The organism is Streptomyces ferrugineus (genome assembly GCF_015160855.1).
GTDB classification, from domain to species: Bacteria; Actinomycetota; Actinomycetes; order Streptomycetales; family Streptomycetaceae; genus Streptomyces; species Streptomyces ferrugineus.
The window spans coordinates 8,623,237-8,636,422 of the sequence record NZ_CP063373.1; the positions used below are offsets into that span (position 1 = coordinate 8,623,237).

The 13,186-nt window shown below is 68.1% G+C and carries 10 protein-coding genes; 3 read left to right on the plus strand and 7 right to left on the minus strand.

Features of this window, described 5'->3' with window-relative positions; translation table 11 throughout:
• Positions 1-16: 16 nt before the first annotated feature.
• Positions 17-757 (plus strand): class I SAM-dependent methyltransferase, encoded by a 741-nt coding sequence (locus IM697_RS38330; protein WP_194041195.1) that lies wholly within the window; start codon positions 17-19, stop codon positions 755-757.
• 18 nt (positions 758-775) lie between these two features.
• On the opposite strand, the gene IM697_RS38335 is transcribed toward IM697_RS38330, so the two are convergent.
• The 7 genes from IM697_RS38335 to IM697_RS38365 form a co-directional block, all read right to left on the minus strand.
• Entirely contained in the window at positions 776-1,906 is a 1,131-nt protein-coding gene (locus IM697_RS38335) for an ABC transporter ATP-binding protein (RefSeq protein ID WP_194041197.1), read from the minus strand.
• A 59-nt stretch (positions 1,907-1,965) separates the two neighbouring features.
• Positions 1,966-3,027 carry an ABC transporter ATP-binding protein gene (locus IM697_RS38340; RefSeq protein ID WP_194041199.1) on the minus strand — a complete coding sequence of 354 codons (1,062 nt, stop codon included), beginning with the start codon at positions 3,025-3,027 and terminating at the stop codon, positions 1,966-1,968.
• A 33-nt stretch (positions 3,028-3,060) separates the two neighbouring features.
• A complete protein-coding gene (locus tag IM697_RS38345) occupies positions 3,061-4,041 on the minus strand; it encodes an ABC transporter permease (protein WP_194041201.1) in 981 nt (326 codons plus the stop codon).
• 90 nt (positions 4,042-4,131) lie between these two features.
• Complete coding sequence (locus tag IM697_RS38350; RefSeq protein WP_194041203.1) at positions 4,132-5,940, minus strand: ABC transporter substrate-binding protein; 1,809 nt, start codon at positions 5,938-5,940, stop codon at positions 4,132-4,134.
• Positions 5,941-5,997: 57 nt separating this feature from the next.
• Positions 5,998-7,032 (minus strand): ABC transporter permease, encoded by a 1,035-nt coding sequence (locus IM697_RS38355; protein WP_194041205.1) that lies wholly within the window; start codon positions 7,030-7,032, stop codon positions 5,998-6,000.
• Between the two features lie 358 nt (positions 7,033-7,390).
• Positions 7,391-9,298 carry a translational GTPase TypA gene (gene typA / locus IM697_RS38360; RefSeq protein WP_194041207.1) on the minus strand — a complete coding sequence of 636 codons (1,908 nt, stop codon included), beginning with the start codon at positions 9,296-9,298 and terminating at the stop codon, positions 7,391-7,393.
• A 186-nt stretch (positions 9,299-9,484) separates the two neighbouring features.
• The gene (locus IM697_RS38365; protein ID WP_194041209.1) at positions 9,485-11,677 is read right to left on the minus strand and encodes an ABC transporter family substrate-binding protein; all 2,193 of its coding nucleotides are present in this window, start codon (positions 11,675-11,677) and stop codon (positions 9,485-9,487) included.
• A 355-nt stretch (positions 11,678-12,032) separates the two neighbouring features.
• Here IM697_RS38365 and IM697_RS38370 point away from each other — a divergent pair, with 355 nt between their 5' ends.
• Both IM697_RS38370 and IM697_RS38375 read left to right on the plus strand, forming a co-directional pair.
• Positions 12,033-12,323, plus strand: a complete 291-nt coding sequence (locus IM697_RS38370; RefSeq protein ID WP_194041211.1) for a hypothetical protein — start codon at positions 12,033-12,035, stop codon at positions 12,321-12,323.
• 31 nt (positions 12,324-12,354) lie between these two features.
• The gene (locus tag IM697_RS38375; protein WP_194041213.1) at positions 12,355-13,176 is read left to right on the plus strand and encodes a hypothetical protein; all 822 of its coding nucleotides are present in this window, start codon (positions 12,355-12,357) and stop codon (positions 13,174-13,176) included.
• The last annotated feature ends 10 nt before the right edge of the window (positions 13,177-13,186 follow it).

The window sequence follows — 13,186 nt, forward strand, 5'->3', positions numbered from 1 at the left end:
TGGCAGACTTCCGCGCGTGGTCGATCGTTCGTTCGCGGATCTCTCGCTCGCCGCGTTGTACGACACCCTGAACCCTTGGGGGGCGGGTGACGACTTCTACCTCAAGTTCGTGATGGGTGCCGATGCCGTGCTCGATGTCGGGTGCGGTACGGGGCAGTTGCTGCGGCGTGCGTATGCCGACGGGCACCGGGGTCGGCTCGTGGGGCTCGACCCGGCCGCCGCGATGCTCGTGCAGGCCCGGCGGCCCGGCAGCGGCGTCGAGTGGGTGCTCGGTGATCTGCGGACGCGGGAGTGGTGCGCGGAGTTCGAACTGGTCGTGATGACCGGACACGCCTTCCAGGTGCTCGTGGGCGACGAGGAGCTGCGCGCCGCGCTGCGGGCCGTGCGCCGGGCCCTGCGTCCCGGTGGGCGGTTCGTGTTCGAGACGCGCAATCCCGGTGCGCGGGCGTGGGAGACGTGGACGTCCGGGCGGGTGCGGGAGGTGACCGGCCCGGACGGGTGCGCCGTACGGGTGTGGCACGAGCTGGAGCGACCCCTGCGCGGGGATCGTGTGACCTTCACGGAGACCTACGACAGCGACGGCTGGCAGCGCCCCCGCGTCAGCCGCACCACCCTCCGCTTCCTCGCCCCCGAGGCCCTGTCCGCCGCCCTGCGCGAAGTCGGCCTCACCGTCGTCGAACAGTACGGCGACTGGGAGCGAGCACCGCTCACCCCCACCTGCCCCGAGATCATCACCGTGGCGGAGGCCGAGTGCTAGGGACGTTTTGAAGGTCTCCTAGTCCTGCGCCCCCTCCGCGCCCTCCTCCAGCGCCGCCAGCGCCGGGTCCAGCACGATGTCCTCGTCCCGGGCCTCGATCGTCGGCTCCTCCGGGAAGTGGCAGGCCGTCAGGTGGCCCTCGTGGTTGCCGGACAGCTGGAGCAGCGGCGGTTCCTCCGTCGCGCACTTGTCCTGCGCCTTCCAGCAGCGGGTGCGGAAGCGGCAGCCGGAGGGCGGGGAGATCGGCGACGGCACGTCACCGGCCAGGCGGATCCGCTCCCGCTGCGGCGCGTCCTCGCCGGCCATGTTCACCTCGGGCACGGCCGACAGCAGGGCGTGGGTGTAGGGGTGCCGCGGGCGGGTGTAGATGGAGTCGCGGTCGCCGATCTCGATGACCTTGCCGAGGTACATGACCGCGACCCGCTGGGAGAAGTGCCGGACCACGGCCAGGTCGTGGGCGATGAACAGGAAGGCGATGCCGAGTTCCTGCTGGACTTTCTGGAGCAGGTTCACCACCTGCGCCTGGATGGAGACGTCGAGGGCCGAGACCGGCTCGTCGGCCACGATCAGCTTCGGCTCCAGGGCCAGCGCCCGTGCCACGCCGATGCGCTGGCGCTGGCCGCCCGAGAACTCGTGCGGGAAGCGGTTGAAGTGCTCGGGGTTCAGGCCCACGATCTCCAGCAGCTCACGGACGCGCTTCTCGCGGCCGCCCGCCGGGTTGATGTCGTTGATCTCCATCGGACCCGCGATGATCTTGCCGACCGTCTGACGCGGGTTCAGCGAGGAGTACGGGTCCTGGAAGATCATCTGGATTTCGGAGCGGATCGGCGCGAGCTGCCTGCGCGTGGCATGCGTGATGTCCTGACCGCGGTACGAGATCCGGCCACGCGTCGGCTCGATCAGCTTGGTGATCAGCCGGCCCGTCGTCGACTTGCCGCAGCCCGACTCCCCCACCAGACCGAAGCTCTCGCCGACGTGCACGGTCAGGTCGATGCCGTCCACCGCCTGCACCTGGCCGACCGTACGGCGGATCGGGAAGCCGCCCTTGACCGGGAAGTGCTTGACGAGCTTCTCCACCACCAGCAGCGGTTCGCCGGACGGGTCGGTGGCGGATTCGCGGGGAGCGGGGAGGACGAGGTCCTCTGTCATAGCCGTGGTCCTCCTCAGACGGGGGCTGATCGGGGGCCTAGGGGGTGTGGTGAAAGCCCCTAGCCGAGTCGGGGCTTGATCTCTTCGATGAAGATGGTCCGCTTCTGGTCCGCCGTGAGATGGCAGGCCGAGGAGCGGTCCGGGCCGAGTGACGGGACCTCGGTGACGCAGCGTGTGCCGCCCACCCGGTCCTGGAAGGTGCAGCGGGGGTGGAAGCGGCAGCCGGAGGGCGGGCGCAGCAGGGACGGCGGGGTGCCGGGGATGGGTGCCAGCGGGGCGCCGGGGTCCGAGTCCAGGCGGGGCATCGAGTTCAGCAGGCCCCAGGTGTACGGGTGTTGCGGCGCCCTCAGCACCTCGCCGACCGTACCCCGCTCCACCGCGCGGCCCGCGTACATCACCATGATGTCGTCGGCCATGTCGGCGATGACGCCGAGGTCGTGGGTGATGAAGATGATCGCCGAGCCGAACTCCTGCTGGAGGTCCTTCAGCAGGTCCAGGATCTGGGCTTGGACGGTGACGTCCAGGGCGGTGGTCGGCTCGTCGGCGATCAGCAGGTCGGGGTCGCAGACCAGCGCCATCGCGATCATCGCGCGCTGGCGCATACCGCCGGAGAACTGGTGCGGATAGTCCTTCGCCCGCTGCCTGGGGTTGGGGATGCCGACCTTGCCCAGCATCTCCACGGCCCGCTCCCAGGCGGCCTTCTTCGAGGCGCGCATGTGCTTCATGTACGGCTCGGCGATCTGCCGGCCGACCGTGTAGTACGGCGACAGCGCGGTGAGCGGGTCCTGGAAGATCATGGCGACCTTGTTGCCGCGCAGCTTCTCCAGCTCCGACTCCCGGGCGGTGGTCAACTCCTTGCCGTCCAGCAGGATCTCGCCCTCGACGGTGGTGAACATCGGGTTGTGCAGGCCGAGGATCGTCAGGTTGGTCACCGACTTCCCCGAGCCCGACTCGCCCACGATGCCCAGCGTGCTGCCGCGCTCCAGGTCGAACGACAGCCCGTCCACGGCCCGTACGACGCCGTCCTCGGTCCGGAAGCTGACGTGCAGGTCCCGCACCGAGAGGAAGGCACCCTCGTCGGCCGGAACCGGGGCGCCGTCCTCCTTGGTCACAGTGGTCACGTCGGTGCTCCTCAAGCAGTTCCTCAGCGCGGCCTAGGCCAGCCGCACCCGCGGGTCGATGTAGGCGTACGCGGCGTCGACGACGATGTTGCTGAGCAGAATCATGGTGGCGGAGAACAGCATCACGCCCAAGAGGAGCGGCAGATCGCTGAAGAAGACGGACTCCACCGCCAGCCGGCCGAGCCCCGGGAGTCCGAAGGTGTACTCCGTGATGATGGCGCCGCCGAGCAGCGAGCCGAGGTCGATGCCGAAGATGGTGACGACGGGGATCAGCGATCCGCGCCAGGCGTAGCGGAAGAAGACGTAGCGTCTGGACATGCCCTTGGCGCGGGCGGTGCGGACGTGTTCCTCCTGGAGCTGTTCGATCATCGACGAGCGGGACATACGGGTGTACTGCGAGGCGAAGATCGTGGACAGCACGATCCACGGGATGAGCAGTCCCGTGAACCAGGCGACCGGGTTGTCGGTGAGCGGGTTGTAGGCGGGCTTGTCGAAGATCTGGGTCTGGTAGACGAGGATCGCGAGGGCGAGCGGACCGAGGAAGTAGATCTGCATCGAGCTGATCACCATCGCGCCGGCGGTGAAGGTCTTGTCGACGAGCGTGCCGCGCTTCCAGGCGGCGATCAGCCCGGTGCCCAGACCGATGACCAGGAAGCAGACCGCCCCGCCGAGGGTGAGCGAGACGGTGGTGGGCAGGCGGTCCATCAGGGTGCCCCAGACCTGCTCGTTGGAGTGGTACGAGTAGCCGAAGCAGGGGGCGGGGCAGGGGCCCTGGGCGAAGTCGTCGCTGCCCATGACGAGGTTGGTCAGGAAGATCCAGTACTGCTCGGGGACCGGCTTGTCGAGGCCGAGCACCCGGTGCAGGTTCTCGAGGTTGGCCGGGGTGCACGTCTTGCCGCACATCAGCAGCGCCGGGTCGCGCGGCATCCCGAAGAACAGCAGGAACGCGACGATGCTCAGCAGAAAGAGAATGATGACGGCGCCGAGGGACCGGCGCACCAGGAAGCGCAGCATGACAGTCAGCTCTCAGACGTCGACGGACCCAGGGCCGGCATACGGTGCCCCCCGCACGGGCGGTGGGCGCCGGATGCCGGGCGGGTGGGGTTACTTGACGTACAGGCGGCGCGGGTCGACGCCGGCGATGACGTCGTCGTAGACGAGTCCGCCGATCTTGGATCCGGCGATCTGGATCTGCTTGTAGTAGGCGGTCGGTACGACGTTGACCACCTCGGTGAGCAGGTACTTGTTGAGCTTCTCCCACTCGGCCGCGGCCTTGGCCGGGTCGGTGATCTTGTTGATGCGGTCGATCTCGCTGTTCACGTGCGGGTCGTTGATCTGCGAGTAGTTCTGCGCACCCTCGGCGATCACGCGCCCGTCGTACAGCGGCGGGATCACGGTGGAGGCGGACGGCCAGTCGGCGCCCCACGCGGTGTGGAAGATGTCGTAGTTGTTGTCCAGCTTGCTGACCTGGTCGTAGTAGGTCTCGGCCGGGATCTCCTGGCGCTGGACGTCGAAGCCGGCCTTCTCCAGGCCCGCCGCCATGGCGGTGGAGTACGCCTGGCCCTCCTGGGAGTTGATGTAGCCGAAGGTCAGCTTCATGCCGACCTTGCCGACCTCCTCCAGGAGCTTCTTGGCCTTGGCCGGGTCACCGGCGGGCTTCTTCTTCTTGCCGAACGGGTCGAAGGCGGGGTCGTAGCCGGTGACGGTCGGGCTGATGATGCCGCCCGCGACCTCCATCGCGTCGGTGCCGCCGTAGGCCCGCACGAACGGGGTGACCGGAAGGGCGTACGCGATGGCCTGACGGACCTTGATGTCCTTCATCGCCGCGTGACTCATGTTGATGTTGATCTGGCCCACGTAGGGCTGGAAGCCGATCACCGTACGGGACTTCATCTTCGGGTCCGCGAGGACCTTGGACAGGTTGCCCGCGTCGACGGAGTTCTGGAAGCTGACCGCGGTCTGGTCGGCGCCGCTGTCGGCGACGAGGGCCTTGGTGGAGTCCTCGTACTGCTGGTTGAAGGTGATGTTGAACCGGTCGACGTACTGGTGGCGGAGCGGGTCGGTGTCCGGGTCCCAGTTGGTGTTCTTCACCAGCACCATCGACTTGCCCGACTTGAAGGACTGGATCTTGTACGGCCCGGTCACCACCGGGGCCTTGTCGTACTTCTCCTTGGTGTCACCCTTCTGGGAGACCACCGCATAGCCCGTCATGGCCAGCGCGTACGGCAGCTCGGGGTGCGCCTTCTTGAACTTGAAGACGACGGTTTTCTCGTCCGGCGTCTCCAGGATGCTGTCCGGGAAGTGCTTGCCCTTGTACGGGCCGTCCGGCAGCAGCTTGCGGTAGTCGGCGCCCGGGGTGTCGGCCAGCCACTGCTGGACGTACGGCGGGCCCTGGTTGATGAAGGGCGCGAACTGCCGCTCGAAGGTGTGCCGGACGTCCGCGGAGGTGATGGCTGAGCCGTCCTCGAACTTGATGCCGTCCTTGAGCGTGTACTTCCAGGTCTTGCCGCCGTCCGTGGTGGTGCCGGAGTCGGTGGCCAGGTCGCCGACGACCTCGTGCTTGCTGCCGTCGTTGCTGGTGGCCTTGTATCCGGTGAGGCCTCTGTGCAGCAGTTGCGCCACGGCCATCTCGTTCTGCACATAGATCTGCGCCGGGTCGAGGTGGGCGTAACTGTCGCGGGCGGGCACTGAGATGGTGCCGCCGGACTTGGCGCCCGGGACCTCGGCCGCGGGTCCCTTGGAGGCCTCGGCGTCCCCGAACTCGATGGCCGCCTGCTGCCGTTGGGCGTTCTCTTTCTGTTTGTCGTCGTTGCCACCGCCCTTGCTGCCGCCCTCGCTGCACCCGGTCAGCACCAGTGCGCCGGCCGCGAGCACCGAGATTGCCGCGTATACGTGGCGTCCGCCCCTGTTCATCACTCAGTTTCCACCCATCTGTGTGTCACCAGTGCGAAGGAAGTGCCAGCCAACGGTTCAGCGCGCCGTCTTGGGGTCGAAGGCGTCCCGGACCGAGTCCCCGAGCAGGTTGAACGCGACGATGAAGATGATCATCGAGATGCCGGGGAAGAACATGTAGGTGATGTCGTTCTGCATCACGAGTTCGGTGGACGCCTTGGCGAACATCTGCCCCCAGTCCGGCGTCGGTTCGACGATGCCCACGCCGAGAAAGGACAGTCCGGCCTCGGCGGTCACGAAGTTGGGCAGCATGTAGGTGCCCTGTACGAGGATCGGGGTGACCACGTTCGGCAGGATCTCCTTGCGGATGATCCGCCACGGCGGGGCACCGCTGACCTTGGCCGCATCGATGAACTCCCGTTCTCGCAGGGCGAGTGTGGTGCCTCTGAGGATCCGTCCGAGGCTCATCCAGCCCAGGAACCACTGCACGAGGATGAGGGCGACGACCCGTACGTAGACCGGTGTCTCGTCGCGCGGGCTGACGAACAGGGAGACCACGACCGGCATGCTGGCGATGAAGAACAGCTGGGCGGGGAAGGCGAGCAGGAAGTCGATGACCCGGCTGATCCAGTAGTCCGTCCTGCCGCCGAGGTAGCCGGCCGTGACGCCGAGGAGGATCCCGGTGAGCACGGTCGCGAGCGTGACGGCGATCGAGATGCCGAGCGAGGTCCGGATGCCGTAGAGGAGCTTGGTGAAGACGTCGTATCCGTTGCCGGGTTCGAGGCCGAACCAGAACTCGCCGCTGATACCGCCGTTGGGCTGCACCGGCACGCCGGCGCTGTCGAACAGCTCGGGGCGTTCGTCGGCGTACACGGTGTACGGGTTCTTGCCGTACAGCCAGGAGATCACCGGCGCGAGCAGGCCGATCAGGAAGAAGAAGATGACGACATAGGCCGAGATCACGCCGGTGCGGTCGCGTTTGAAGCGGATCCACATCAGCTGGCCGGGAGACCGGCCGACGAGTAGCTCGTCCTCGTCCTTCGCGGGCGGCGGTGGCCCGCCGTCCGCGATGACCGAGGCACCGCCACCCTCAACACCGATACGACTTGTCACGTTTCGCCCGTTTCGCCGGTATGGGTATGCCAAAGCGAGGCGTGCGGAAGTCCGCAGCCGGACGCGCGTAGGAGATGTGCGCCTTCAGGCGACCCCCCTGGTGCCGCTAACTATCTGCCCTCAGCCAACTACCGGCCACCGTCTTTAAATCTCAATTCAGTCACAGCTCGCGTGAAGGTCTTCCGAAATCTGGACGAAACGTTTGCAGGAGAAGGGCGCGAAACGGACTTGTTACATGACTATCGTGCGAGTATCTCCGCATTTCGGGCATGAGTCGGTTCTCGGCCAACGGAAAACGGCTTGCAAAAAAGCCCGGGCTCCCCCTCGTTGGGGGAGCCCGGGCTCAACCGTCCGATGCTCAGCCGTGCTTGGCGCGGCTCGCGGCGCGGGCCCGCTCGCGGGCGTCCAGGTTCACCTTGCGGATGCGGACCGCCTCCGGCGTCACCTCGACGCACTCGTCGTCGCGGCAGAACTCCAGGGACTGCTCCAGCGACAGCTTGCGCGGCGGGACGATCGACTCGGCCACATCGGCCGTGGACGACCGCATGTTGGTGAGCTTCTTCTCCTTGGTGATGTTGACGTCCATGTCGTCGGAGCGCGAGTTCTCGCCGACGATCATGCCCTCGTACACCTCGGTGCCCGGCTCGACGAACAGCACGCCGCGCTCCTGGAGGTTCGTCATCGCGAAGGCGGTGACGGCGCCGGAGCGGTCGGCGACCAGCGAACCGTTGTTGCGGGTCTGCAGCGCACCGAACCAGGGCTCGTGGCCCTCGTGGATGGAGTGCCCGATGCCGGTGCCGCGGGTCTGGGTCAGGAACTCGGTCCGGAACCCGATGAGTCCGCGGGAGGGGACGACGAACTCCATACGGACCCACCCGGAGCCGTGGTTGGACATGTTGTCCATACGGCCCTTGCGGACACCCATGAGCTGGGTGACGGCACCCATGTGCTCCTCGGGGACGTCGATCGTCATGCGCTCGACGGGCTCGTAGACCTTGCCGTCGACGTCCTTGGTGACGACCTGGGGCTTGCCGATGGTCAGCTCGAAGCCCTCACGGCGCATCTGCTCGACCAGGATGGCCAGCGCCAGCTCGCCGCGGCCCTGCACCTCCCAGGCGTCCGGGCGTTCGGTGTCCAGCACCCGGAGGCTGACGTTACCGATCAGCTCGCGGTCCAGCCGGTCCTTCACCTGGCGGGCGGTGACCTTGCGGTCCTTGACGGCCGCCTTGTTGTCGGCGCCCTTGCCGGTGCCGCCGCGGCCGACCAGCGGGGAGGTGTTGGTGCCGATGACCATCGAGATCGCGGGCTCGTCGACCGTGATCAGGGGCAGCGGGACGGGGTTCTCGGTGTCGGCCAGGGTCTCGCCGATCATGATGTCCGGGATGCCGGCGACGGCGCAGATGTCGCCCGGGCCGGCCTTGTCGGCCGGCTTGCGGGTCAGCGCCTCGGTCATCATCAGCTCCGAGATGCGCACGTTCGTGATCGAGCCGTCGCGCTTCATCCAGGCGACGGTCTGCCCCTTCTGGAGCTCGCCCTGGTGGACGCGGAGCAGTGCGATACGGCCGAGGAAGTTGTCGGCGTCCAGGTTGGTGACATGGGCCTGGAGCGGGGCGTCCTCGTCGTAGGTCGGGGCCGGGATGTGCTCGAGGATGGTCGAGAAGAACGGCTCGAGGCTGGTCGAGTCGGTCGGTACGGTCCCGTCGTCCGGCTTGGTCAGCGACGCGATGCCGTCACGGCCGCACGCGTAGACGATCGGGAACTCGATCTGCTCCTCGTCGGCGTCGAGGTCGAGGAAGAGGTCGTAGGTCTCGTTGACGACCTCGTCGATACGGGCGTCGGGCCGGTCGGTCTTGTTGATGCACAGGATGATCGGCAGCCGGGCCTGCAGCGCCTTGCGCAGCACGAACCGGGTCTGCGGCAGCGGCCCCTCGGAGGCGTCGACGAGCAGCACGACGCCGTCCACCATCGACAGACCGCGCTCGACCTCGCCGCCGAAGTCGGCGTGGCCGGGGGTGTCGATGATGTTGATCGTGATGGGGTCCCCGCCGTCCTTGGGGTGGTACTTCACCGCCGTGTTCTTGGCGAGGATCGTGATGCCCTTCTCACGCTCCAGGTCGTTCGAGTCCATCATGCGGTCGTCGACGGAGTCGAGCTGATGAGCGGCGAAGGCACCGGCCTGCTTCAGCATGCCGTCGACGATGGTGGTCTTGCCGTGGTCGACGTGGGCGACGATGGCGACGTTGCGGATGTCGTGGCGCGTGGCCATATTGCGGCGTACTCCCGGAGTGGTGAGGACGGCTCTCGCGTACATCTGTGTTACGCGGGCCCTGCCGGGCTGGACACGCCACGGCCTCACCCCATGGTACGGGGCCGCCGCCGATGGGGCTTGGCGGGATACGTCAGTGCAGGTCAGGTAAGGGATTACCGGGATTGCCCCCCTCTGAGGCAAGGGTCAGCCGGTCGATGCGGTCGGTGTCGGCTTCAGGCTCTTCTTCAGGAAGCCCATGTCCTCGTACACCGGCGTGCCGAAGCCGAAGGCGCCCACGTTGGCCGTGCTCGTCCTGGCCGCGATCAGCTGGGGCCGCTGGAACAAGGGGAGTGAGCCCGCCGCCGCCCAGATGCGGGAGTCGGCCTTGCGGATCAGCGACCGGGACTCGGACTCGTCCAGCGTGGCGATGGCCTGGTCGAAGAGCTGGTCGACCTGGTCGGTGCCGACCCGGGTGTAGTTCTGCTCGACGTTCAGCGAGCCGTCCGCCGCCGGGACCGGCTTGGCGTAGATGGGCCGGGCGTCGGTCGCGGGGTAGGCCGAGGCCGGCCAGGAGTACAGCGCGAGGTCGTACTGGCCGGACGCGATGTGATCCTTGAAGTAGCTCTCGTCCGACACCTTGGTGATCACGGTACGGATGCCGACCCGCTCCAGCATGATCCCGATCCGGTCCGCCACCGTACGCAGCGCCTGTGACCCCTCCCCCGACGGCACCACGAAGCGCAGCGTCAGCGGCTTGCCGTCCTTGGCCAGCGGCCGCGCCGCCGGGCCCGCCGGAGCCGCCGTGCCCCGCGGAGCGTAGGCGCCGGGCGCCCCGCCCTGCTGCTTGCCCTCCTGGGCGAGGTGCTCCCCCGTGCGCCCCTCGTCGCCGTGCCCCTTGTCGTCCTCCCCGACGATGTACGTCCCGTCGTCCTCGCCCTCGGCCTTCTTGCCCTTCTCGCCGTCCTTGTCCTTGCCCTTTTCCTTGCCCTTGTCCTTCTCGGCTTCCTCGGCCTTCCCCTTCTCCTTCTCGGCCTTCCCGCCCTTCTCGGCCTCGCTCCCCGCCGCCTTCTCCCCCTTCTTCTTCTCCTCCTCGACCGGTCCGCCCGGCACCCACCCCGCATCCGCGAGCAGCGCCTGCGCCTCCTTCCTGTCCTGGCCGCCGATCGCCCCGCTGTTGTCGGCGTACGCGGCCTGCCCGGCCAGCGCGAGGTGGCTGCCGACCGGCTCGGCGGGGAGCCCCAGCGGGGAGAGCACCAGCTTCGCCAGTTCCTCGCGGTCCAGTGCGCGCGCCACCGCCCGCCGTACCCGCTCGTCGGCGAGCGGACCGTCCCCGCCGTTGAGGGCGAGCTGTGTGTACGACGGCTCCAGCGACTTGCGTACCTCGAAGCCCCGGAACCGCGCCCGGTCCCGCTTCTGCAGGGGGGTCAGGGCGTGCAGGTCCGGGCCCATCAGCGGGGTGCTGGAGACGCTGCTGGAGGCGCCGGCCGACGGCGTCTTCGGACGCGGCGGGGCGGCGAGCGCGATGCGCTTGGCCGCGGTGGCGTCGATCTCGGCCAGGTCCAGCTTCCCGGCGGCCAGCTCGGCGGCCCGCTCGTCGCGTGGCACGGCCCGCAGCACGATCTCGTTCAGCTTGGCCCGCTCCCCCCACCAGCGCGGGTTGCGGGTCAGCAGGACCTCGTCGTCCTTGCGGTCGATCTTCTTCACGGCGAACGGCCCCGCGCTGACCTTGAGCTTGCGCCGCGCCCCGTCGTTGAACGAGTCCGGCGTGCCCATGACCTCCTTGGGGTACAGCGGCGAGAACAGCGACCGCCAGTCCGCGTACGGCCGCCCGAAGGTGACCCGCACCTCCAGGTCGTTGCCGCCGCGCTCGATCTTCTCGATGCGGTCGTAGCCGGCGTTGCGGGCGGTCCAGTAGGCGCTGTCCTTTCCGGACAGGGCCCGCCACTGGGCGGAGAAGTCGGCGGCGCCGATCTCGCGGCCGTCGCTCCAGACGGCCTGCTGGTTGAGCTTGTACAGGACGACCTGCTTGGGCTCGGTCTCGACGATCTTGGCGGATTCCAGGTAGGACGGGTTGCGCTCCGGCCGCCCGCCGGCGTCGAGCCGGAACATCGAGGGCAGTGTGGCCTGCGCGATCCGGGTCGTGGTGGCGTCGGCGTCCGACTGGAAGGTGTTGAGCGTCTCCGGTACGGCGTCCACGGCCCACCGCAGCGTGCCGCCCTCGGCGATCTCGGCCCGGCCGGCCGGGGCGATGTCCTGCCCGGCGAGCGGCTTGCCGGCCGGGTCGGGGTCGCTGCAACCGGCGAGCAGGGGCACCGCGAGCACACCCGCGGTCAGGAAGGCGACCGAGCGCGTGATCGCGCTGGGGCCGGGCCTGGGTCCGACGGCGATGTGGGACATCTCAGGTACCTCCGGAGGGCGACTCGCGCCGGTGACGATTAGTGCGTTCTGATCACATTTGGCGGTATTTTGGAGTTGATCAGATCTACGGGCCCCCACTGAAGAGGAAAGGGTTCGCCAGGCGGAGCAGACACGGCGGCGAGGGCGGACAAGGCCACCCGTCCGGAGTAACGCATCCCGTCGCACTCCTTCGGCTCCCCCGGCGTACACAGAGCGCATGCGAGCGCGCGCCGGAGGCGTGCAATCCGCCAATCGCTGCACATGCCTTCACAGCGACAGGTGTGACGCGCAACACTCGCAGGCGCATGAACGTTGCCACCAAGGGCCGAAGGGCCCACGGAAGTGAGGTCACGTCATGTCCGTGCAAGACGACCTGACAGCTGTCCAGCGCTGCCTCGACGACCTGGCCCGGTCCGTGGGCCGCCTGGAGAAGCAGCTCGGTACCGGCGGAATCGAGATGCGCCGCGTCCGTACCGACGCCAACCACCTGCGCGAGAGCGTCGCGCTGCTGCGAGAGGCAGCGGCGAGTCCCACCCCGCAGCGCAAACCGGAGCTCGTCACCATCCCCGACACGCCGTACGACGACTCTCTGTGGATCGACACGGACGACGAGGGTCTCGGCGCCCGGGACCGCCACGCTCCCTGAACCCAGCCCCTGACCCGACCGGAGTCGTCCATTGGCAACTGGTACGGAACCCCATCTGAACAGCGGCGGCGTACGAACGGGTACGCGCGCCGCGATCGCCGCCCCGCACCTGCGGACCGACCGCTGGTGGCTGGCCCCCGCCGCCACCGCGGCCGGTCTGCTCGCCTTCATCGTGTACTCGACCTGGCGGGCCTTCGCCAACGCGGACTACTACGCGGCGCCGTACGTCTCCCCGTTCTACTCGCCCTGTCTGGCGGAGAACTGCGAGCCCATGCGCGCCGGGCCGAACTGGGACCTGTTCGGAAGCTGGTGGGGCATCTCCCCCGCGATCATCATCCTGATCTTCCCGCTCGGCTTCCGGCTGACCTGCTACTACTACCGCAAGGCCTACTACCGCGGCTTCTGGATGTCGCCCCCGGCCTGCGCGGTGGCGGAGCCGCACAAGAGCTACTCCGGTGAGACCCGCTTCCCGCTGATCCTGCAGAACATCCACCGGTACTTCTTCTACGCCGCGCTGCTGGTCGCCGGGATCCTGACCTACGACACGGTGCTCGCCTTCCGCGACGAGAACTACGAGTGGGGCCACATGGGCCTCGGCACCCTCGTCTTCCTCGTCAACATCGTGCTGATCTGGGCGTACACCCTGTCCTGTCACTCCTGCCGGCACATCGTCGGCGGCAAGCTCAAGCACTTCTCCAAACACCCCGTGCGCTACCGCACGTGGCAGTGGATCGGGAAGCTCAACGCCCGCCACATGCTGCTCGCCTGGGCGTCGCTGGTGAGCGTGGCGCTCGCCGACTTCTACGTCTATCTCGTCGCGTCCGGGGTCTTCGACGATCCGCGCTTCTTCTAGATTGGGTGGG

Bases quoted from the DNA above. Each gene is read 5' to 3' on its own strand.
- IM697_RS38350 (WP_194041203.1), bottom strand. From the start codon at position 5,940: ATGAACAGGGGCGGACGCCACGTATACGCGGCAATCTCGGTGCTCGCG.
- IM697_RS38335 (WP_194041197.1), bottom strand. From the start codon at position 1,906: ATGACAGAGGACCTCGTCCTCCCCGCTCCCCGCGAATCCGCCACCGAC.
- IM697_RS38345 (WP_194041201.1), bottom strand. From the start codon at position 4,041: ATGCTGCGCTTCCTGGTGCGCCGGTCCCTCGGCGCCGTCATCATTCTC.
- typA (WP_194041207.1), bottom strand. From the start codon at position 9,298: ATGGCCACGCGCCACGACATCCGCAACGTCGCCATCGTCGCCCACGTC.
- IM697_RS38370 (WP_194041211.1), top strand. From the start codon at position 12,033: ATGTCCGTGCAAGACGACCTGACAGCTGTCCAGCGCTGCCTCGACGAC.
- IM697_RS38365 (WP_194041209.1), bottom strand. From the start codon at position 11,677: ATGTCCCACATCGCCGTCGGACCCAGGCCCGGCCCCAGCGCGATCACG.